Origin of the sequence: Micromonospora inyonensis, assembly GCF_900091415.1 — a bacterium.
In the GTDB taxonomy this organism is placed as follows: domain Bacteria; phylum Actinomycetota; class Actinomycetes; order Mycobacteriales; family Micromonosporaceae; genus Micromonospora; species Micromonospora inyonensis.
Window position 1 is genome coordinate 1,248,121 of record NZ_FMHU01000001.1, and the last position, 23,217, is coordinate 1,271,337.

General features: G+C 71.6%; 6 protein-coding genes and 2 pseudogenes. 2 read left to right on the forward strand and 6 right to left on the reverse strand.

Annotated features, from left to right (window positions below):
• Positions 1-208 precede the first annotated feature (208 nt).
• Positions 209-13,279: a hypothetical protein gene (locus GA0074694_RS05685; RefSeq protein ID WP_091453543.1), complete on the reverse strand. Its 13,071-nt coding sequence runs from the start codon at positions 13,277-13,279 to the stop codon at positions 209-211.
• A 404-nt stretch (positions 13,280-13,683) separates the two neighbouring features.
• Between GA0074694_RS05685 and GA0074694_RS05690 the strand changes: the two are divergent.
• Positions 13,684-14,166: pseudogene (locus GA0074694_RS05690) on the forward strand (transposase family protein); the annotation flags it as partial.
• A gap of 114 nt (positions 14,167-14,280) precedes the next feature.
• Here GA0074694_RS05690 and GA0074694_RS05695 read toward each other — a convergent pair.
• Both GA0074694_RS05695 and GA0074694_RS05700 read right to left on the reverse strand, forming a co-directional pair.
• Positions 14,281-15,996 (reverse strand): IS1634 family transposase, encoded by a 1,716-nt coding sequence (locus tag GA0074694_RS05695; protein WP_091458703.1) that lies wholly within the window; start codon positions 15,994-15,996, stop codon positions 14,281-14,283.
• Between the two features lie 214 nt (positions 15,997-16,210).
• Positions 16,211-17,308: pseudogene (locus GA0074694_RS05700) on the reverse strand (saccharopine dehydrogenase NADP-binding domain-containing protein); the annotation flags it as partial.
• A gap of 102 nt (positions 17,309-17,410) precedes the next feature.
• Between GA0074694_RS05700 and GA0074694_RS05705 the strand changes: the two are divergent.
• Complete coding sequence (locus GA0074694_RS05705) at positions 17,411-18,331, forward strand: NAD(P)/FAD-dependent oxidoreductase (RefSeq protein ID WP_091458705.1); 921 nt, start codon at positions 17,411-17,413, stop codon at positions 18,329-18,331.
• An 83-nt stretch (positions 18,332-18,414) separates the two neighbouring features.
• On the opposite strand, the gene GA0074694_RS05710 is transcribed toward GA0074694_RS05705, so the two are convergent.
• The 3 genes from GA0074694_RS05710 to GA0074694_RS05720 are packed head-to-tail and all read right to left on the reverse strand — an operon-like array spanning position 18,415 to position 23,209.
• Positions 18,415-20,433 (reverse strand): condensation domain-containing protein, encoded by a 2,019-nt coding sequence (locus tag GA0074694_RS05710; protein ID WP_091453546.1) that lies wholly within the window; start codon positions 20,431-20,433, stop codon positions 18,415-18,417.
• Positions 20,430-21,860, reverse strand: coding sequence for a class I SAM-dependent methyltransferase (locus GA0074694_RS05715; protein WP_091453550.1), 1,431 nt, complete (start codon positions 21,858-21,860; stop codon positions 20,430-20,432). The genes GA0074694_RS05710 and GA0074694_RS05715 overlap by 4 nt, the downstream gene beginning before the upstream one ends.
• Complete coding sequence (locus GA0074694_RS05720) at positions 21,857-23,209, reverse strand: class I SAM-dependent methyltransferase (protein ID WP_091458707.1); 1,353 nt, start codon at positions 23,207-23,209, stop codon at positions 21,857-21,859. The genes GA0074694_RS05715 and GA0074694_RS05720 overlap by 4 nt, the downstream gene beginning before the upstream one ends.
• Positions 23,210-23,217: the final 8 nt, after the last annotated feature.

Consider the following 23,217-nt stretch of genomic DNA (forward strand, 5'->3'; position numbering starts at 1 on the left):
GCCTTCGTCATCCAGCAGATTCAGACCGTGTCGTCACACGACCTCAACCAACCTCCCTGGGCAGTACATCTAGGCTGTGGCCCGCGGCCATCGCGCGATCTTCGGTTGTCCTCACAAACCATCGATGATCAGCGCGGTGGCCGTCCTCATGCCCACGCCACGCCCACAGCGAAGCCAAGTGACGTTGGAGTATCAACTCCCGCTGGCCTCAATCCCTTGACACGTTCCGCCGGGGCTGACCCGGATCGCTCACCCCGTACCGCGCCGCCACGCCACCGCGACCTTCTCGGACCCGCTGCAGCAGACCACTGCCGCGCAATACCCCGATCCGGGCATGCACCGTCGGCTGCAGTGTGGATGTCGCCTCGGCGAGGTCTGGCTCGCTGGCGGTGATGATCCCGTTGTCGTCCATCCGGTCGATCAGGGCGTTCCACAACTGCCGCAGCTGTTCCCGCTGCGGTGTTGTGGTGGCGATGTGGCCGGCGTGCTGGTCGAACAGCGCCCGGGCCTCGCCCGGGTCGCGCAGCCATCGGCTGCCTTCGGGAGGGGCCGGCAGCGGTGCTTGCCGGGGCTGACCCGGATCGCTCACCCCGTACCGCGCCGCCCCGCGACCGTGACCTTCCTGGACCAGCTGCAGCAGAGCACTGCCGCGCAGCAATGCCCCGATCCGGCGATGCACCGTCGACTGCTGCGCGGATGTCGCCTCGGCGAGGTCTGACTCGCTGGCGGTGATGATCCCGTTGTCGTCCATCCGGTCGATCAGGGCGTTCCACAACTGCCGCAGCTGTTCCCGCTGCCGTGTTGTGGTGGCGATGCGGCCGGCGTGCTGGTCGAACAGCGCCCGGGCCCCATCCGGGTCGCGCAGCCACTGGCTGCCTTCGGGAGGGGCCGGCAGTGGTGCTTGCCGGGGCTGACCCGGATCGCTCACCCCGTACCGCGCCGCCCCGCCACCGCGACTTTCCTGGACCCGCTGCAGCAGACCACGGTCGCGCAATACCCCGATCCGGTGATGCACCGTCGGCTGCTGCGCGGATGTCGCCTCGGCGAGGTCTGACTCGCTGGCGGTGATGATCCCGTTGTCGTCCATCCGGTCGATGAGGGCGTTCCACAACTGCTGCAGCTGTTCCCGCTGCGGTGTTGTGGTGGCGATGTGGTCGGCGTGCTGGTCGAACAGCGCCCGGGCCTCGCCCGGGTCGCGCAGCCATCGGCTGCCTTCGGGAGGGGCCGGCAGCGGTGCTTGCCGGGGCTGACCCGGATCGCTCACCCCGTACCGCGCCGCCCCGCGACCGTGACCTTCCTGGACCAGCTGCAGCAGAGCACTGCCGCGCAGCAATGCCCCGATCCGGCGATGCACCGTCGACTGCTGCGCGGATGTCGCCTCGGCGAGGTCTGACTCGCTGGCGGTGATGATCCCGTTGTCGTCCATCCGGTCGATCAGGGCGTTCCACAACTGCCGCAGCTGTTCCCGCTGCGGTGTTGTGGTGGCGATGTGGCCGGCGTGCTGGTCGAACAGCGCCCGGGCCTCATCCGGGTCGCGCACCCACCGGCTGTCCGCGGGAGGGGCCGGCAGTGGTGCTTGCCGGGGCTGACCCGGATCGCTCACCCCGTACCGCGCCGCCACGCCACCGCGACCTTCTCGGACCCGCTGCAGCAGACCACGGTCGCGCAATACCCCGATCCGGGCATGCACCGTCGGCTGCAGTGTGGATGTCGCCTCGGCGAGGTCTGACTCGCTGGCGGTGATGATCCCGTTGTCGTCCATCCGGTCGATCAGGGCGTTCCACAACTGCCGCAGCTGTTCCCGCTGCGGTGTTGTGGTGGCGATGTGGCCGGCGTGCTGGTCGAACAGCGCCCGGGCCTCGCCCGGGTCGCGCACCCGCCGGCTGCCCGCAGCGGGTTGGGGTTGGGGTTGGGGTTGGTCGGGTTGCGGCGAGGCGGGCGTGGTGGGTGGCTCGTCGGCCGGGTGATGGAGGGTGTCGCCGGCGTGAACAGTGCCGGCGTCGGTGCGGGCCACCGCCGGCCAGGACGACGCGGTGGGGGCGTCCGGGTCGTCCAACGGCCCGGGCAGCCCTGGCAGACCCGTGCCCGCCGGCGGGGCAGGTACCAGCCCGGACATCGGCGACTGAGGTGCCGGATCCTGCATGCCCGGTCCGGGCGGGAACGACTGAGTCCCTGGGGACTGGCTGGGCTGGTCGCCGTTGGGCGGCGACCATGATGTCGGGCCGGGCGGGGCCTGCGGCCGGGGCGGATCCATCGGTTGCGGCGCGGGGTCGGGTTCCGTGCCCACGGCCTCAAGCAGGTAGAGCAGATCGGCCGGGTCCACATCGAGCGAACGGGCTGGGTCCACCTCGTAGGTGGCCCAGTCGCCGAGGTTCCCGCCGTCGCTGGCCTGATCGTCGATGCCCGGTTGGTCGAAGTCGGTGGACATCGCCGCACCGTGCCCGTCGGTCACGCCCATGCCGGGTACCGGCCACCCCGGTTCCGCCCACCCCGGTTCCGCCCACCCCGCCGGCCAGGACGACGCGGTGGGGGCGTCCGGGTCGTCCAACGGCCCGGGCAGCCCTGGCAGACCCGTACCCGCCGGCGAGGCAGGTACCAGCCCGGACATCGGCGACTGAGGTGCCGGATCCTGCATGCCCGGTCCGGGCGGGAACGACTGAGTTCCTGGGGACTGGCTGGGCTGGTCGCCGTTGGGCGGCGACCATGATGGGCCGGGCGGGGCCTGCGGCCGGGGCGGATCCATCGGTTGCGGCCCGGGGTCGGGTTCCGCGCCCACGGCCTCAAGCAGATAGAGCAGATCGGCCGGGTCCACATCGAGCGAACCGGCTGCGTCCACCTCGTAGGTGGCCCAGTCGCCGAGGTTCCCGCCCTCGCCGGCCCAGTCGCCGAGGTTCCCGCCGTCGCTGGCCTGATCGTCGATGCCCGGCTGGTCGAAGTCGGTGGACATCGCCGCACCGTGCCCGTCGGTCACGCCCATGCCGGGTACCGGCCACCCCGGTTCCGCCCACCCCGCCGGCCAGGACGACGCGGTGGGGGCGTCCGGGTCGTCCAACGGCCCGGGCAGCCCTGGCAGACCCGTGCCCGCCGGCGAGGCAGGTACCAGCCCGGACATCGGCGACTGAGGTGCCGGATCCTGCATGCCCGGTCCGGGCGGGAACGACTGAGTCCCTGGGGACTGGCTGGGCTGGTCGCCGTTGGGCGGCGACCATGATGTCGGGCCGGGCGGGGCCTGCGGCCGGGGCGGATCCATCGGTTGCGGCGCGGGGTCGGGTTCCGTGCCCACGGCCTCAAGCAGGTAGAGCAGATCGGCCGGGTCCACATCGAGCGAACGGGCTGGGTCCACCTCGTAGGTGGCCCAGTCGCCGAGGTTCCCGCCCTCGCTGGCCCAGTCGCCGAGGTTCCCGCCGTCGCTGGCCTGATCGTCGATGCCCGGCTGGTCGAAGTCGGTGGACATCGCCGCACCGTGCCCGTCGGTCACGCCCATGCCGGGTACCGGCCACCCCGGTTGCGCCCACCCCGCCGGCCAGGACGACGCGGTGGGGGCGTCCGGGTCGTCCAACGGCCTGGGCAGCCCTGGCAGACCCGTGCCCGCCGGCGGGGCAGGTGCAGGCCCGGACATCGGCACCGTAGCCCCGTGGTCCAGCCAGGACAGGTCCTCACCCTGCGGGCGGTCCGGTCCGAGGGCAGGGCCCGGCAGCGGTGCTTGCCGGGGCTGACCCGGATCGCTCACCCCGTACCGCGCCGCCACGCGACCGCGACCTTCCCGGACCCGCTGCAGCAGACCACGGTCGCGCAATACCCCGATCCGGTCATGCACCGTCGGCTGCGGTGTGGATGTCGCCTCGGCGAGGTCTGACTCGCTGGCGGTGATGATCCCGTTGTCGTCCATCCGGTCGATCAGGGCGTTCCACAACTGCCGCAGCTGTTCCCGCTGCGGTGTTGTGGGGGCGATGTGGCCGGCGTGCTGGTCGAACAGCGCCCGGGCCCCGCCCGGGTCGCGCAGCCACTGGCCGCCTTCGGGAAGGGCCTGCCGTGGTGCTTGCCGGGGCTGACCCGGATCGCTCACCCCGTACCGCGCCGCCCCGCCACCGCGACCTTCCTGGACCAGCCGCAGCAGAGCACTGCCGCGCAATGCCCGCATCCGGCGATGCACCGTCCGCTGCGGTGTGGATGTCGCCTCGGCGAGGGCTGACACGCTGGCGGTGATGGTCCCGTCGTCGTCCATATGGTCGATCAGGGCGTTCCACAACTGCCGCAGCTGCTCCCGCTGCCGTGTTGTGGAGGCGATGTGGTCGGCGTGCTGGTCGAACAGCGCCCGGGCCTCATCCGGGTCGCGCACCCACCGGCTGTCCGCGGGAAGGGCCGGCAGTGGTGCTTGCTGGGGCTGACCCGGATCGCTCACCCCGTACCGTGCCGCCCCGCGACCGTGACTTTCCCGGACCCGCTGCAGCAGACCACTGCCGCGCAATACCCCGATCCGGTCATGCACCGTCGGCTGCGGCGCGGATGTCGCCTCGGCGAGGTCTGACTCGCTGGCGGTGATGATCCCGTTGTCGTCCATCCGGTCGATCAGGGCGTTCCACAACTGCCGCAGCTGTTCCCGCTGCGGTGTTGTGGTGGCGATGTGGTCGGCGTGCTGGTCGAACAGCGCCCGGGCCTCGCCCGGGTCGCGCACCCACCGGCTGCCCGCAGCGGGTTGGGGTTGGGGTTGGGGTTGGTCGGGGTGCAGCGAGGCGGGCGTGGTGGGTGGCTCGTCGGCCGGGTGATGGAGGGTGTCGCCGGCGTGAACAGTGCCGGCGTCGGTGCGGGCCACCGCCGGCCAGGACGACGCGGTGGGGACGTCCGGGTTGTCCAACGGCCTGGGCAGCCCTGGCAGACCCGTGCCCGCCGGCGGGGCAGGTACCAGCCCGGACATCGGCGACTGAGGTGCCGGATCCTGCATGCCCGGTCCGGGCGGGAACGACTGAGTCCCTGGGAACTGGCTGGGCTGGTCGCCGTTGGGCGGCGACCATGATGTCGGGCCGGGCGGGGCCTGCGGCCGGGGCGGATCCATCGGTTGCGGCGCGGGGTCGGGTTCCGCGCCCACGGCCTCAAACGGATAGAGCAGATCGGCCGGGTCCACATCGAGCGAACCGGCTGGGTCCACCTCGTAGGTGGCCCAGTCGCCGAGGTTCCCGCCGTCGCTGGCCTGATCGTCGATGCCCGGCTGGTCGAAGTCGGTGGACATCGCCGCACCGTGCCCGTCGGTCACGCCCATGCCGGGTACCGGCCACCCCGGTTGCGCCCACCCCGCCGGCCAGGACGACGCGGTGGGGGCGTCCGGGTCGTCCAACGGCCCGGGCAGCCCTGGCAGACCCGTGCCCGCCGGCGAGGCAGGTACCAGCCCGGACATCGGCGACTGAGGTGCCGGATCCTGCATGCCCGGTCCGGGCGGGAACGACTGAGTTCCTGGGGACTGGCTGGGCTGGTCGCCGTTGGGCGGCGACCATGATGTCGGGCCGGGCGGGGCCTGCGGCCGGGGCGGATCCATCGGTTGCGGCGCGGGGTCGGGTTCCGTGCCCACGGCCTCAAGCAGGTAGAGCAGATCGGCCGGGTCCACATCGAGCGAACGGGCTGGGTCCACCTCGTAGGTGGCCCAGTCGCCGAGGTTCCCGCCCTCGCTGGCCCAGTCGCCGAGGTTCCCGCCGTCGCTGGCCTGATCGTCGATGCCCGGCTGGTCGAAGTCGGTGGACATCGCCGCACCGTGCCCGTCGGTCACGCCCATGCCGGGTACCGGCCACCCCGGTTCCGCCCACCCCGCCGGCCAGGACGACGCGGTGGGGGCGTCCGGGTCGTCCAACGGCCCGGGCAGCCCTGGCAGACCCGTACCCGCCGGCGAGGCAGGTACCAGCCCGGACATCGGCGACTGAGGTGCCGGATCCTGCATGCCCGGTCCGGGCGGGAACGACTGAGTCCCTGGGGACTGGCTGGGCTGGTCGCCGTTGGGCGGCGACCATGATGTCGGGCCGGGCGGGGCCTGCGGCCGGGGCGGATCCATCGGTTGCGGCGCGGGGTCGGGTTCCGTGCCCACGGCCTCAAACGGATAGAGCAGATCGGCCGGGTCCACATCGAGCGAACCGGCTGGGTCCACCTCGTAGGTGGCCCAGTCGCCGAGGTTCCCGCCCTCGCCGGCCCAGTCGCCGAGGTTCCCGCCGTCGCTGGACTGATCGTCGATGCCCGGCTGGTCGAAGTCGGTGGACATCGCCGCACCGTGCCCGTCGGTCACGCCCATGCCGGGTACCGGCCACCCCGGTTGCGCCCACCCCGCCGGCCAGGACGACGCGGTGGGGGCGTCCGGGTCGTCCAACGGCCCGGGCAGCCCTGGCAGACCCGTGCCCGCCGGCGAGGCAGGTGCAGGCCCGGACATCGGCACCGTAGCCCCGTGGTCCAGCCAGGACAGGTCCTCACCCTGCGGGCGGTCCGGTCCGAGGGCAGGGCCCGGCAGCGGTGCTTGCCGGGGCTGACCCGGATCGCTCACCCCGTACCGCGCCGCCACGCGACCGCGACCTTCCCGGACCCGCTGCAGCAGACCACGGTCGCGCAATACCCCGATCCGGTCATGCACCGTCGGCTGCGGTGTGGATGTCGCCTCGGCGAGGTCTGACTCGCTGGCGGTGATGATCCCGTTGTCGTCCATCCGGTCGATCAGGGCGTTCCACAACTGCCGCAGCTGTTCCCGCTGCCGTGTTGTGGGGGCGATGTGGCCGGCGTGCTGGTCGAACAGCGCCCGGGCCCCGCCCGGGTCGCGCAGCCACTGGCCGCCTTCGGGAAGGGCCTGCCGTGGTGCTTGCCGGGGCTGACCCGGATCGCTCACCCCGTACCGCGCCGCCCCGCCACCGCGACCTTCCTGGACCAGCCGCAGCAGAGCACTGCCGCGCAATGCCCGCATCCGGCGATGCACCGTCCGCTGCGGTGTGGATGTCGCCTCGGCGAGGGCTGACACGCTGGCGGTGATGGTCCCGTCGTCGTCCATATGGTCGATCAGGGCGTTCCACAACTGCCGCAGCTGCTCCCGCTGCCGTGTTGTGGGGGCGATGTGGCCGGCGTGCTGGTCGAACAGCGCCCGGGCCTCATCCGGGTCGCGCACCCACCGGCTGTCCGCGGGAAGGGCCGGCAGTGGTGCTTGCTGGGGCTGACCCGGATCGCTCACCCCGTACCGTGCCGCCACGCGACCGTGACTTTCCCGGACCCGCTGCAGCAGACCACGGTCGCGCAATACCCCGATCCGGTCATGCACCGTCGGCTGCGGCGCGGATGTCGCCTCGGCGAGGTCTGACTCGCTGGCGGTGATGATCCCGTTGTCGTCCATCCGGTCGATCAGGGCGTTCCACAACTGCCGCAGCTGTTCCCGCTGCCGTGTTGTGGGGGCGATGTGGCCGGCGTGCTGGTCGAACAGCGCCCGGGCCTCGCCCGGGTCGCGCACCCACCGGCTGTCCGCAGCGGGTTGGGGTTGGGGTTGGTCGGGGTGCAGCGAGGCGGGCGTGGTGGGTGGCTCGTCGGCCGGGTGATGGAGGGTGTCGCCGGCGTGAACAGTGCCGGCGTCGGTGCGGGCCACCGCCGGCCAGGACGACGCGGTGGGGACGTCCGGGTCGTCCAACGGCCCGGGCAGCCCTGGCAGACCCGTACCCGCCGGCGAGGCAGGTACCAGCCCGGACATCGGCGACTGAGGTGCCGGATCCTGCATGCCCGGTCCGGGCGGGAACGACTGAGTCCCTGGGGACTGGCTGGGCTGGTCGCCGTTGGGCGGCGACCATGATGGGCCGGGCGGGGCCTGCGGCCGGGGCGGATCCATCGGTTGCGGCGCGGGGTCGGGTTCCGCGCCCACGGCCTCAAACAGGTAGAGCAAATCGGCCGGGTCCACATCGAGCGAACCGGCTGGGTCCACCTCGTAGGTGGCCCAGTCGCCGAGGTTCCCGCCCTCGCTGGCCCAGTCGCCGAGGTTCCCGCCGTCGCTGGACTGATCGTCGATGCCCGGCTGGTCGAAGTCGGTGGACATCGCCGCACCGTGCCCGTCGGTCACGCCCATGCCGGGTACCGGCCACCCCGGTTGCGCCCACCCCGCCGGCCAGGACGACGCGGTGGGGGCGTCCGGGTCGTCCAACGGCCTGGGCAGCCCTGGCAGACCCGTGCCCGCAGGCGGGGCAGGTGCAGGCCCGGACATCGGCACCGTAGCCCCGTGGTCCAGCCAGGACAGGTCCTCACCCTGCGGGCGGTCCGGTCCGAGGGCAGGGCCCGGCAGCGGTGCTTGCCGGGGCTGACCCGGATCGCTCACCCGGTACCGCGCCGCCCCGCCAGCGTGGCCTTCCTGGACCAGCTGCAGCAGAGCACTGCCGCGCAATGCCCCGATCCGGCGATGCACCGTCGGCCGCGGTGTGGATGTCGCCTCGGCGAGGGCTGACACGCTGGCGGTGATGATCCCGTTGTCGTCCATCCGGTCGATCAGGGCGTTCCACAACTGCCGCAGCTGTTCCCGCTGCGGTGTTGTGGTGGCGATGTGGCCGGCGTGCTGGTCGAACAGCGCCCGGGCCTCGCCCGGGTCGCGCAGCCACTGGCCGCCTTCGGGAGGGGCCGGCAGTGGTGCTTGCCGGGGCTGACCCGGATCGCTCACCCCGTACCGTGCCGCCACGCGACCGTGACTATCCTGGACCAGCTGCAGCAGAGCACTGCCGCGCAATGCCCCGATCCGGTTATGCACCGTCGGCTTAGGTGTGGATGTCGCCTCGGCGAGGTCTGGCTCGCTGGCGGTGATGGTCCCGTCGTCGTCCATCCGGTCGATCAGGGCGTTCCACAACTGCCGCAGCTGTTCCCGCTGCCGTGTTGTGGTGGCGATGTGGTCGGCGTGCTGGTCGAACAGCGCCCGGGCCTCATCCGGGTCGCGCACCCACCGGCTGTCCGCGGGAAGGGCCGGCAGTGGTGCTTGCCGGGGCTGACCCGGATCGCTCACCCCGTACCGCGCCGCCCCGCCACCGCGACCTTCCTGCACCAGCTGCAGCAGAGCACTGCCGCGCAGCAATGCCCCGATCCGGGCATGCACCGTCGGCCGCAGTGTGGATGTCGCCTCGGCGAGGTCTGACCCGCTGGCGGTGATGATCCCGTTGTCGTCCATCCGGTCGATCAGGGCGTTCCACAACTGCCGCAGCTGTTCCCGCTGCGGTGTTGTGGTGGCGATGTGGCCGGCGTGCTGGTCGAACAGCGCCCGGGCCTCATCCGGGTCGCGCAGCCACTGGCTGCCTTCGGGAAGGGCCGGCAGTGGTGCTTGCCGGGGCTGACCCGGATCGCTCACCCCGTACCGCGCCGCCCCGCCACCGCGACCTTCCTGCACCAGCTGCAGCAGACCACGGTCGCGCAATACCCCGATCCGGTGATGCACCGTCGACTGCTGCGCGGATGTCGCCTCGGCGAGGTCTGACCCGCTGGCGGTGATGATCCCGTTGTCGTCCATACGGTCGATCAGGGCGTTCCACAATTTCCGCAGCTGTTTCCGCTGCGGTGTTGTGGGGGCGATGTGGCCGACGTGCTGCTCGAACAGCCTCCGGGCCTCATCCGGGTCGCGCACCCACCGACTGCCCGCAGTGGGTTGGGGTTGGTCGGGGTGGAGTGGGGCGAGGGTGGTGGGTGGCTCGTAGGCCGGGTGATGGAGGGTGTCGCCGGCGTGGAGAGTGCCGGCGTCGGTGCGGGTCACCGCCGGGGAGGGTGCGAGGGATGGTTGCCAGTCCATGTCCGGCTCCTGGTAGGTGGCCCAGTCGCCGAGGTTCCCGCTGCCGTCGCCGGCCTGATTGTCGATGCTCGGCTGGTCGAAGTCGGTGGACATCGCAGCACCGTGCCCGTCGGTCACACCAATGCCGGGAACCGGCCCCGCCGGTCCCGCCCCCTCCACCGGCCAGGACGACGCCGTGAGGGCGCCCGGGTCGTCCAGCGGCCCGGGCATACCCCCGTGGTCCAGCCAGGACAGGTCCTCACCCGGCAACTGCGCCCCTGGATCCCGCGACGGGCCCCACACCCACTGGGCAGCGGACACCGGGTCAGGACCAGACGGGTCGCCGCCTTCCGCTGGATCGGGCGACTGCCCGCCTGAGGTGTTGCCGGCCCACCGGTGCCGGCCGCCAGCGGCGGCGAAGTCCTCCTGATCCGGCCAGCGCACGCCGGGTTCCTGACCGTTCTCGACGATGTCCGCGGTCCGTACCGCCTCCACCAGATCCGGCCCGAACAACTCCACCGAACCATCCGAGAACAACACCGACCGCACCGGCTCGTCCCCGTGTGGCCGCAGCTCGCCGGGTATCTGGTCCACCTCGTGCGTGGACGACATCAGCCGCCGGGCACGGAGCTGGGTGCGCAACCATCCACCGAAGGAGGTGGCCTGCCCCGGTCCCCGCCATGCCGCGTCGCACCAGACCAGCAAGATATCGGGTATGCCGCCGCCCCGCTGTTGCGCCTGCGCGACGGCGTGTTGCCAGGCGGGCGAGGCGGTGATCATCCGGAGGAACAAGGCCTGACGCACCGGATCGTCGGCCAGCCGCTCGGCCAGGTTCCGGTGCCCGGCGATGGTGAACCATCCCTCCACCGACGGCAGCGCCTGCGCCGCCGTGCGATCCGCCGCCGCGTCCAGATCCGCCACCACCGGGTCGGCGAAGTACACGCCGCTGAACGTGTCCGCCATGACGACATCCCTGGACACCTCGAACAGCCGCGGCAGGACCCCGTCCGGCGACGCCGCCTGGATACCGAGGTCCGCAGCGAGCCGGCGCAGCTGAGCGTCGCTGGCACGGCCGTAGCCGCCGCTGGCGAGATCGTGGATTCGTTCCACGGCCGGCCCAGTCGCCGCGACGGCCCGCTCGCCGAGACCGCCAGAGTCGGCACTGATCGACTCGTCCAGCAACGACACATCACTGATCGAACCCGTATCCCTGAAACCGGTCGAATCCGTGTCCCGGGAGCCGAGATCGGGGCTGAACACTCCACCGCTTGCCACAGACACGTCACTGACCGACGCCGTATCACCGACGCTGACGACGTCGACGATCGACATGCCACCGACACGGGAGCTGACACCACCCGGCACCGTACCGAGGGCCCCGACCACATCCGCCGTCCCGGGCGTCACGCTCCCGCCGGCCGACACGAGCACCTTGTGGTACCCGTCCACCCACTCCCGCTGGAACGAGGTGACCAACGCCGCATGACCGGCCGGATCGACACCGTACCGGCGGGCCAACGCGGTGAACTGGGCCTGCGCCAGACCAGCCGCCGCCGCGGTGTGCCGCTCGGACATCACCGGCACCGTCGGCCCGCCGACACGCCCGCCTTCCTCGACATCGACGGTAGCCACACCGGCGGCCGGTCCGGTGACACCGGGGACCGTCACGGCCGAGAAACGGGCGGACAGGTCGGTAACCGCCTGCCGGACCACCCTCGCCACGGCACTGACCTGCCCGGCGTCGGGACCCGCCACCACACCCGGCAGCACGGCAGGGGCACCGAGGATCACATCGACCCCACGGTCCACCTGGCTCCACACGCCGCCCTCGACCGCCCTGAGCACGCCAGCGGACGGCACCACCGCCCCAGCGCCTGTCGGCGTGCCGGGGCCTGTGGGTAGGCCGGCGGCGAGGTACTGGTCGATGTGGTGTTGAACGGCCAGGTGCGCGAGCGAGCGCAGCGCCTGCCGGTCGAACTCCGCCGGCAGCCCGGCGATCACCTGCCGCGCCCGCACCTCGGCCGGGATCCGCCCACCGGAGAACGCCAACGCCTCGACCACCCGGGCCACCGCCCGCTGCCGGACACCCGTCAGATACCCCTCGGTCAACGCGGCAGCGGGCAGACCGACCGCGGACAGGAAAGCCGCAACAGCCCGATCACCCCGCCGGGCGTCGACCCACCCGGCGAACACCCGCTCAACCGACACGGGAAGCGCGGCCAGGAACTGCCGCGCCTGCCCCATCCCGGCCAGCAGTCCACCATAGTGGTCCACCAGTTCCCGCTGGAACCGCTGCCACTGCTCCACCACCAGCGCACCAGCGACCGCTACCCACTCCGGCACCGGCACCAGCGGCACCGAGAAGCTCGGCACGGACCACGACGGCACCGGCAGGTCCGGCACCGACCACGACCGCACCGGCATCGGTTCAGGCGCCGCAGGCGCCGGTGGCGACAGCGACGGTGCCGACACCAGCGGGACGGGCACCGGGCCCGGCCCGCCAGAGCCCGCACCCGCCGGATCGTCGACCTCCGGCTGATACGTGGACGGTGCCGGAGTGACCGGAGCGACCGGCCTGCCGTCGGCGGTGAAACCGGTACCGGCGGGCATGTTCCACCGGGACCGGGTCGGATTGAACCCCAAACCGACAGCCACGCGACGCGCAGCGGCCCCGGCCCCGGACGCGCCCAACTCACCCGACCCCGACAACGCCCCGGAAATCACGGCCATACCGAGACCACCGGGGTCGTAGGTCCCGTCGACGATGTAGCTGGCGGCGACGTCGCCGACCACCTCCAGGCCGACCTCCGACACCGGCACCATCAACAGGCTGGTCAACAGGTCACGCGTGGCATCCGACACTTCGAACTTCGCCAGACCACCACCCACGACCCCGGCGAACCGGCCCAACGCCGGCCCGGCCGCCGTGGTCACACCCGCCACCGCCAACCCGTACAACGCCTGCTTACCGACCTGCCCCCAGTCGACCCCCGGCACCAGACCATCAGCCAACATGCTGATCTGCGCCAACAACGACGACCCCGGCATGAACAACATCTGGATCGCCGTGCTGCTCGCCGCCGCCCGCACCATCGACGACCGCAGGATCGTCTGGATGATCGTCCGAACCTTCACGATGTGCGCCGCCGCCTCCACCGGCAGGACAAACGCCATCGCGAACGCGACCGCCAACTCCGTCATCATGAAGACGAACATGACCAGCGCCTGACGATCCGTCAGCTCCATCTGGTTCAGGAAGCCCCGCATCGCCTGAGCCACGCCGACCTTCACATCGGCGACCCCGTCCAACAACTCCACGAACGGAGCCGTCTGCGCCACGAACCGGTCGAAGACCTCACCCTCCCCCGCCGCCCCAACCACCTTGATCACCTGGGCCAGCTCCGGAACCAACAGGGTCCGCACCCGATCCGCCAGCACCTCCAACGCGTTCAGGTCGTACGCCAACACCGGCAGATTCGACCGGTGCAACCGCATCCCGGTGAACGCCTCCAGGGCCTGCTTCGACGACTCACTGAGACCCACGGAAGGAACCGCGGCCTCAGCCACCGCCAACGCCCCCTCCCCACCCCCACCAGGGGCACTCAATGCCAATCACCCAGCAGCGCACCAACGCCTCGGCCGTCGGCCATCTCGTTCCCACGCGAAGCAGCCCCGCGCACCGCCACTCATGTCCGCAACCAGCTCGGAACCGATGGCCTCCGTTTCACCCAGACACAACGACAGAGGCCCACCGCCTCGCCCTGAAATCCAGGGCCGCACACACCTCGACCAACAGCTCCTCATCACTCAACGCGCTCATCCCACCACCCCCCCGTTACCCCACGACTGAATCCTGGCAGTGGGTTCACCACCCGGGACTGCGTAGGATTTCGGCCCTGTCTCACATTCGGTGGTGACGGAGAGTCGTGAGGGTCGTCGACACTGGCGTGAAGGATGTCGATGAGCTTGCGCGGACGGTGTTTTCGGGTCTTTCTCCGCTGGTCGTAGCGGACGTGGCCGACGAGGGCGAGCGGATCGTGGTGCGGGCCCCGACGCCGCAGGACACCGCGGTCTGCCCGACGTGCGGGGCCTCGTCGGAACGGGTCCACGGCTATCACTGGCGGACGGTGGCCGACGTTCCGGTCGACGGGCGTCGGGTGGTGGTCCGCGTGCGGGTGCGGCGTCTGGTGTGCCCGACGCGCGGCTGCCGCCACACCTTCCGCGAACAGGTTCCCGGGGTGCTGGAGCGATACCAGCGACGCACGGCCCGCCTGTCCCGGCACGTCAAGGCCGCGGTCAAGGAGTTAGCGGGCCGGGCAGGAGCCCGTCTGCTGGCGACACTCGCCATGGGTCTGTCCCGTCACACGGCCCTGCGCGCCCTGCTACGCATCCCGTTGCCCACCGGGCGGACACCCCGCGTGATCAGCCTGGCCTGCGTTCCGCAGCTTCGCTTCGATATAGTCCGCGAATATGGGGCTTGAGCTGGGCAAACGTCGGCAGGCCCGGTGACATGGCATGTCACTAGGCCGTGGTGTTCGTGCTGGTCAGGCGGTTGCGGGTGTCGCGTTGATGACGCGGGGCGGCTCGGTGATCTTCAGCTTGGCGAACAGGGCCTTCTGGGGCTGCGACAGCTCGGTGCGCTGGCAGAAGGTGCCGGCGGGGCCGGTGAACACGCCGACGTGCAGCCGCTCGACATCTGCGCGGATCTTGCCCCAGGTGTGGCCGGTGCCGGTTTCGGCGACGCGGATGAGCAGCAGCGCCAGCCAGCAGAGCAGGATGTGGGCGCGGATGCGGTCCTCGCGGCGGTGGAACACCGGCCGCAGGTCGAGGGTGGTCTTCATGTCGCGCCAGCCGCGTTCGACCTCGAGGAGTTGCTTGTAGCCCAGGGCGATGTCCTCGGCGGAGAGCTTGGGGTCGGAGCAGCGCAGCAGGTACTTGCCGTCCAGGCGCTGCTCGGCCTTGACTGCGGCGGCGTAGATGCGCAGCAGCCCACCGGGGGTGACACGGAGGTAGCGGTTCAGGCCAGGCTTGGTGGAGATCACCCCGCGCAGCTCGGCGCGTTTCGTGGCGCTCAGCGTGTCCGAACCGTCGATCTTGTCGGTGAGCTGGGCGATCAGCCGTTCACGCACGGCGGCGTCGCGTTGGGCGGCGTCGGGGTTGAAGCAGATCACGAACCGGTCGTCTCCGCCGATGTTGACTTCCTTGACCTGCAGGTTGTCGGCGACGGTGGCGTAGCGGCCCTGCCGGGCCAGGGCGACGTCGGCCTCGGCGGTGCCGGCGCGCAGCTTCTCGCCGAGGATGTAGCCGCCTGCGCCCTGCTGCAGGAACCTTCTGTTCTCGGCGGAGGCGAAGCCACGGTCGGCGACCCAGACGACGCGGGCGAGGCTCCACTCGCGCATGTCGGTCTTGACCTGGCGGATCAGCGCCGAGTCGCTGGTGTTGCCCGGCCAGCACCACACCCGCACCGGGATGCCGGTGCGGGTGACGGCCATGCCGACCACGACCTGGGGCAGGTCGTCGCGGGAGTCCTTGCTCTTGCCGTGAGTGCGGAACCCGGCCTGCTTGACCGCCACCGGGTCGCCTTCGGCCACGACCGTGCCCCGCTCGTCGCGCCACAGCGGCTCGTCGGCCTCGTCGAGTTCGAAGTAGGTGCTGGTCGTGTCGAAGAACAGTAGGTCGACTTCCAGGTTGAGCAGGTCGGCGATCTGGTCGTAGACGCCCCGGGTCAGCGCGGGCTCCACCTCGATGAGCTGGTCCATCGCCCGGTAGCAGGCATCGTCGGTGACGTGCGGCAGGCCGGGCAGGTGCACGTCCTGGCAGACCCACTCGGACGCGGCCAGCTTCGACGACGGCGCCAGGGCCCGGTTCGCGACCAGCGCGAACAGCACCCGTTCCACGTCGACCTCGCGGCGGGCGGAACCCACCAGCGGCTGCAGGATCTTGTCGATGCGCAGCCACCGCCACAGGCCGTCGAGCAACCACGCCCCGCCCAGCGGCCGTGACTCGACGAACGACAACCCCGCCGGCGCGGCCGCGGCGAGGGCGTCGGCCGGATCCAGCAGCCGTGACAGCGCATCGACCAGGCGGCGGACCCCGGCGATGTCGAGCTGGTCCTCACGGCCGAACGAGTACAGCACCCGCGTCTTGGACGCCTTCGCCACCGGATCCCACCCATTGTGGGCCAGCTGCAGGTAGCGGATCGTCTGCCCATCACGGGTCTTAAGAGAACTCGCTGGCGACGCGGGCCTCGTCTGGTGCACGAGCTGGGGCACGATCGCCGTCACCTGGATCGGACCCCGGCTCGGGCTACCGGCCGACCTGCCGGTCATCGACGTCGGGCACGGCGGCGTGCGGTTCGGTCGCCAGCTCAAGCTCGCCGCGCTGTACCGCGGCATCGGTGGACGGCCGGTGGCCGTCCTCGATGACGAGCTCGGCGGCCGGGATCTGGTCGAGGCCGCTGACCGCACCGAGCTGAACGGCCGGTTCGTCAATGCTGATCTTCGCCGCCGGATCCACGGAGAGGGCCTGGAAGATCTTGGTGGGCTTGAGCACGTTGGCCGCGAAGTGCACTCCTTCGGGTATCTCGCCCGCGAGTACCGCGTTCGTGGCTGCAGCCGCCAGGAATCCGCTGAGTTCGTAGGAGTCGTCGCAGGTCAGCGACAGGACGGCCGCCGGCGCCTCGGCATCGTCCCCGTTCCAGAGGTGGAACTCCTGGCCGTACCACGTGCCGTGTCGCCGTACGTCCTCGGCCGCAGCACTGACCAGGTCGGAGGTGTTCGTGTCTCGCAGCGCCCAGGACAGGGCCAGTTGCTCGGGGAGCCGGTCGCCCCCGAACGCGGTATACCAGTTCACCTGGCTGAGCCGGAGCGCGCGAACGAGCCGGACGGCCTCGGTGGACAGGAAAGGAAAGGCGTCCACCGGCCGGGGAAAGGCGGCAAGTGACAGGCCTCGTCGGGGTACGAGGCTCCGTTCCCGGACGGTGCCGTCTCGCCAACTGGCTCCAGGCGTGCCGTGCTCGGGTCCGCGACTGAGCAGTACGTCCCCAGCCGCGGCCGGGGTCAGCGGCGCCACCCCGCCGAGGTAGGCGTCGAGCCGGGTGGCCTGTCCGGCGATGTTGGCCAGGTGACGCGGCAGGAGTCCGGACAGGCCCGGGAGGGCCCCGGCGGACAGCAGGGCGATCCGTCCGGCCGCCAGCCATTCGTGGGCGCCACCGCCGCTGCTCAGGCGCAGGAACGTGGGATCGTCCCCGGCAGCGTCGACGTAGTCGGTGCCGTTGTGCAGCGCCGCTCGGGCAACGGTGTCGAGAACCCGGTACGACGGACCGGCGCAGTTGACGAGGAGGCCGCACCGGGCCGCGAACCGGTCGAGCGCGGCCGGGTCGGCGAGGTCGACCGCCACGGGCTCGGCGAGGGCGCTGCCCGTATCCAGCGAGCGGACAAGTTCCTCGGCCCGCCCGAGGTCGCGTCCGGCAATGAGGAGCGAGGCGGCCGTGCTCTGGTGCAGGCGGCGCGCGACCGCGCTACCAACGGCTCCGTAGCCTCCGAGGATGCCGATGGTCGTGGTGTCCCTCATCGTGTGGGCCCCTTCGCTGGACACTGGCCAACTCGCTAGATGATACTCATTGTCATTTTCGTTCGGACAATGAGTGCCGGCATGGCCGGCAAGGAGGATGCCGTGTACGACGTCATCGTGGTGGGCGGAGGGCCAGCCGGGCTCAACGCCGCTCTGGTATCGGGCCGACAGCGTCGGCGGGTGCTGGTTGTGGACAGTGGCAGCCCTCGCAACGCGCCGGCGGCCGAGATGCACATGTTTCTCAGTCGGGACGGCTTCTCCCCCGCCGAGCTGCGCAAGCTGGGCCGGGACGAGCTGTCGGCGTACCCGAGTGTGGAATGGCGGGAGGGCCGAGTCGACGGCGTCACGCGTACCGACGGCGGGTTCGTCGCGACGCTGACCGACGGCCAGACGCACCGGTCCCGCAAGCTGGTGCTGGCAACGGGGCAGGTCGACCTCACCGACTCCGTTGACGGGCTCGCCGAACGGTTCGGGCGCGGCGTCTTCCACTGCCCGTTCTGCCACGGTTGGGAAACCCGGGGCATGACGCTCGCCGTCCTCGGCCACGAACTGCCGCAGGTCATGCAGGCGCTGTATGTCGCTGACCGGTTCAGCGACGACGTCGTCGTCTGCACGAACGGGCGCCCCGTCCCCGAACCCGCCGCGGGCCGACTCGCCGCCGCCGGCATCTCCGTACGCGAGGCGCCCGTCACCCGGATCGAGGGGGACGAGGGTGACCTGAGGCTGGTCTTCGCCGACGGCACGGTGCTCGAACGGCAGGCCATCTACCACCGGGCACCCACCCGCCAGCACTCCGCCCTGGCCGAGCAGCTCGGGTGTGAGCTGCTGCCGGACGGCTGCGTACGCGTGGACGAGTTTCAACGGACCTCCGTGCCCGGTGTGTACGCGGCCGGGGACACCGCCCGCCTGGCCGCGTTGCCCGACGCGCTGACGTTCGTCGTCACGGGCGCGGCCGACGGCGCGCGTGCCGCGACCTGGCTGGACCAGGAGCTGTTCCGGGAGGATGCCGGACTGACTGGCTGAACGGCGGCGGACCAGCCGTGGCGGCGGCACGGCGGGGATGGTTGAGCGGCCGTGGCGGGGCACCTCGCCCCGCCACGGCTTTTTCACGATCCGATGCCGACGTTGTCGCCATGAGCGGCGGTTTCGGCCGTCTCGCGGACGGCGCTGGCGAGTCCCGCCACGCTGGGACGTTCGAGGAACCGACGTGGCGTCACCCGTCCGACCTCCTCCCGGGCAAGGGCACCGAGCATGCGTACCGCGAGCAGCGAGTCCCCACCGAGCCCGAAGAAGTCCGCGGCGCGGTCCGGCACCCCGCAGCCGAGCAGCGCAGTCCAGTGGCGCACGATCGTCCGTTCAAGATCGTCACGCGGCGGCCCGGGCTCATCGGCGGTCGCGGTTGGTGCGGTCGGCACGGACAGGCGGGTGCGCGACCGCACCTGCTCGGGCGCGTCCAAGGGGCCCGGCAGGGCGACCGGCACCGACCATGCCTCCGCGTCGACCAGAGACTCGATCATGGCCATGACGTCCCCGAACATCCGGTCCACGTCCGAGGCCTCGAAGAGTTCCTCCACCAGGGAGAACACCACCACGAGCTCGTCGCGCAGCTCGAACAGCCGGACCTCGAGCGCCACCTGCGGCGTCCGCAACTGTTGGTAGTGGCTGGCCAGGTCGATGGAGCCCAACGGTCCGGCGGTACGGGGTACCTCACTGCCGAGAGCAGCGTCGACGCCCAGCGTGCTCTGGAAGACCACCGGTGCCACCGGCCGCCGGGTGTTGCGACGCCGCCCCAGCTCGCGGGACACCTCCACCCCGGTCACCAGGTTGTGCGCCATGGCCTCCCCGATGTCCCGCTGGGCGTGGATCGCAAGGTCGGAGAAGGCCGCCGATTCGGGTAACTCCACCGGTACCAGCATGGTGGAGGAGAAGGCGCCGACGAGCCGGGGCACGTCGGGGTGCAGCGGAAGGCGGTTCAGTTGCAGGGTGTTGAGCAGGAACCGTCGATGTCCGCAGGCCCGGGCCAGTGCCGTGGAGAACACGGCGAACATGGCGGCGGACGGCGTGACGCCGTGCTGGGCACAGTGACCCCGCAGCGTGGCCCACCGGTCCGCGTCCAGCACGGCCTGCCGTGCGCCCATCAGGATCGGACGGACGGCCGCCGGGTCGGCGGCCAGCGGCAGGGCTGGAGGGAGCGGCAGGTCGTCGAGCCGGTCCCACCACCAGTCGCGGTCGGCCTGCCACTGGTCGGTCCCGGACAACCCGTCCAGGGTCACGGCGTAGTCGCCGAAATCGACATCCATCGGTGCGAGCATCGCGTTCTGGTCGCTGACCAGGGCGAACAGGTCCCGGTAGAACACTCCCGACGACCAGCCGTCAATGATCATCAGGCTGGTCGAGGAGTGCAGCCGTGCCTTGGCCCCCGGAAGCAGGGTCAGCCGCATGTCCAGACCACACCCCTGAGTCGGGTCGGGGCCATCGATGCTCATCTCGTGGCGGATCGTGGCCAGCGTCTCGGCGATCTCGTCCGCACCGGCGGCGCTGAGGTCGGTTACCCGCAGCACCGGTACGGCTTCCGGGTCGTCCAGCGGCAGGATCCGCTGCCGTCCGTCGGGCAGGATCCGCGCGCGTAGCACCGCCTGGTGCTCGGCGAGCCGTTCCAGGGCGTCCTGCAACGCTTCGGCAATCTCGTCGACCTCGATGTCCTCCAGGCCGATGTCCACGTAGTGGTGAGCTGACCGGTAGGACAGTTCCCATCCGTCCTGCTGGCCGACGAAGTAACCCTGCTGAAGCGGGAGGAGAGGGAAGGGGGCCTCGGGGTCGTCCCGGCGTGCCAGCTCGAGCGGCAGCGGGCGCAGCGCACCCGTGGCGGTACCTCGCTCGTGAATGAGGGTGGCCAGCTGGGCCGCACTGTGCTCGACGCGGACGTCGGCCAGGGCCAGGGCGGCACCGAGCCGCTGCCGGACCAGCGCTGCCATCCGTACCGTCAGGACGGAATCGCCGCCGAGGCTGAGGAAGCTGGCGTCGGCCGGTACTGAGATCACGTCGAGGTCCAGCACATTGGCCCAGACGGCACGTACGGCGTCGATGAGTTCGGTCGGTGGGTTGAGGCCGGAGGAGTCGGTCAACGAGGTTCTCCCATCGTGGCGGTGAGCGGGGCGGGAATGACGCGGTCCACGGCGTGGACCCGTTCGGGACAATCGGCCGGCGGCATCCTGGCCGCGAGGGTCGCTGCGACGAGCACCGGATCCGGGCGTGGGACACCGGACCGGACCCGACCGGCGATCACCCGCTGGCCCGCGTCCGCCAGCGGGTGGCCGTTACCGGGCAGGACCGGCAGTGGATCGAATCCGGCCGCATCCAACTGGTCGGCCCACGCCGCCGCGCTGAGGAACACCTGGTCCTGTCCGGCCCGCAGGTCGGTGAACCACCGCCGTTCGTCGACGGCGGGTGACATGAGCAGGTACATAGAGGTGAGCGCCTGGTAGTGCTCGCGACAGGACTCGACGAGCACCAGCAGCCCGTCGGGGGAGAGCAGTTCCCGTAGCGCCGCCAGGGCCCGACCGACGTGGCGGGCGTTGTGCAGGACGTTCGCGGCCAGGATGACGTCCCGGGACCCGGGCGTGAATTCCGGGCCGGCCGGCGGCAGGTTGACGTCGAACAGGCCGAACCGCAGCCCCGGACGGTCACCGAGGAGCGTCCGCGCCGAGGTGAGGAAGAAGCGCGACACGTCGGTGAACAGGTACTCGATCTTGGCGTCGGCCAGTGCATCGAGGACCGGCCGGGTGGTCGCCCCGATCCCGGCGCCCACCTCCAGGATCCGCAGCGGACCGTCCGACCGGGCGGTTCGCGAGTAGCCGGCGATCATCGCCGCCGCCGCGTGGTTGGCCCAACGGCTGGGCAGGTTGTCCCGGTAGTTCCCCTCGGCCGTGTCGGTGGAACCATCCGGGAACAGCAGCTCCTGCACCCCGGCCTCGTCCCGTAGCAGGGCCGGCAGCCGGTCGGCCGTAGCCAGGAAGAACCGGGTCATCGAGGGGGGATAGCCCAAGCCGCGACGCGCCTCGTCGAGTTCCCGCCGGGCCCGGGCGTACCCGACGCGGTCCGGCGCGACGAGATCGTGGTACCTACCGGTCCGCGCGTCGTGGCCGAGCCGTCCCTCGGCGAACAGCGTGGCCAGCCACCGGCGCACGATCCAGGCATGCCGCGGCGCGACGCCCAGCACGCTCAGCACCTGTGCCGTGTCGTGGGCCGCTCCGTCCCGGAAGAGCCGCGCCCGGTCCAGCACCCGGGCCATCGAGAGCAGTGCGACCTCGTCCAACAGACGGGTCAGTGGGGGGAGGGCGGACAGGTCCGCCCCGGCTACGGCCGCGTCCCCGGCGGCGGATGCCGCCTCTCCTTCGGCGGCGGCCCGCCGATTCACGTCCGGATCCACCCGCCCGGTGGTGCCGGCGGCGGGACCGGCGACCAGCAATGTGCCCCGCCCGGGTCCCGGAACCCACTGCCACGCGCCCACCCCGGGCAGATCCGACAGGGCGTCGAACGGCGGGGCGCTCACCGCGTTCCCCGATCGCCGGCGTCGGCCACCACGATCCTGGGCGGCCTGCTGCCCGGCGCTCGCCGCCGTAGGTGGTCACGCAGTACCTCAGGCAGCCTGCGGCGGACGAACCCGGCGAGCGGTTCGTGGGCATCCGGCCCGGCCGCGCGATCGGCGTCGGACAACACTTCCACACTTAGGACCCCGCAGGCGGCGGGCGCGGCGACGGCCAGGAGACACGGGTCGTACGCGTCCAGCAACACCGCCGCGTCCAGCCCGTGTACCGCCTGACGCAGGGCGTACGGCGTGACCGCCGTCGGGGTGTCCCGCAACAGCGCGTTGGGGATGTTGGACACGACGACCGGCCGGTCGGCCAGCGTCGTCCGTAGCGTCGCGGCCAGGTCCGGGCCGGGCTGCTCCGACCAGGAGATCGTCCGCACCGGTGCCGCCACGTCCGACATCCCGGGACCGACGTGCACGACGAGGTCGTAGCGGTACCGCGTCAGCTCTGAGTCCTCCGCCATCGTGCGCGCGTGCAGGCTCACCCGCACCGGCCGGTCCTGCGCGGCCAGGACGGCGGCGACGGCCTGGGGGGCGAAGGACAGCTCCTCGTCCGCCGCGATCGCCGCCCGTACCCGGGCATCGAGGTCGCTCTCACCGGAACCGGGGTCTCGGGCCCGCTCCAGCCAGGTGAAGTGCTCGGTCAGCAGACCGCTGTGCCGGATGTCGCCGACGATCACCGTGCCGCCGTCGGAAACCGTGGCCAGTGCCTGACGCAGCACCTCGCCCAGGTAGTCCAATCCGGGGAAGCACTGGGTGACGGAGTTCAGCAGTACGCAGTCCGGGGCGACGCCCGGGCCGAAGATGGCGTCCATGGCCGCCCGTACCGTGTCGGCTGTCGTCTCGTGCGCGGCGGCCTGGACGAACGCGGTACGCGGCAGGCCCGCGTCCCCGAGCCGCTGCACCGCCGCGCGCGCCACGTCCGTGCCCACGTAGCCGCGCAGGTGCGGGTGCAGACGGTGCGCGAGCAGGCCGGTGCCGCAGCCGATCTCCAATACGCGTTTCGGCTGGTGGGCCAGAGCAAGGCCGACGGTACGGGCGAGCCAGTCCCGCATGTGCTCGACGGGCAGGGGAAGGCCGGTGTCCGAGGCCCGCCAGCCGGACAGGTCCAGGTCGTCCGAGTGCCGTCCGAGCGCGTCCTGGTACACCCAGTCGTAGACCTCGGCCCAGTGGTCGAGATGCTCCCGCAGCAGCGGCCCGGGTCGCGGCCCGGCCGTGGTGGCGGCGGGGTCCGGCCACACGACGATCACGCCGTCCGGTGTGGCACGCGCGTCGGCGACCCACGGGTGTTCGGCGACGTGGGCCAGCATCGGATCGG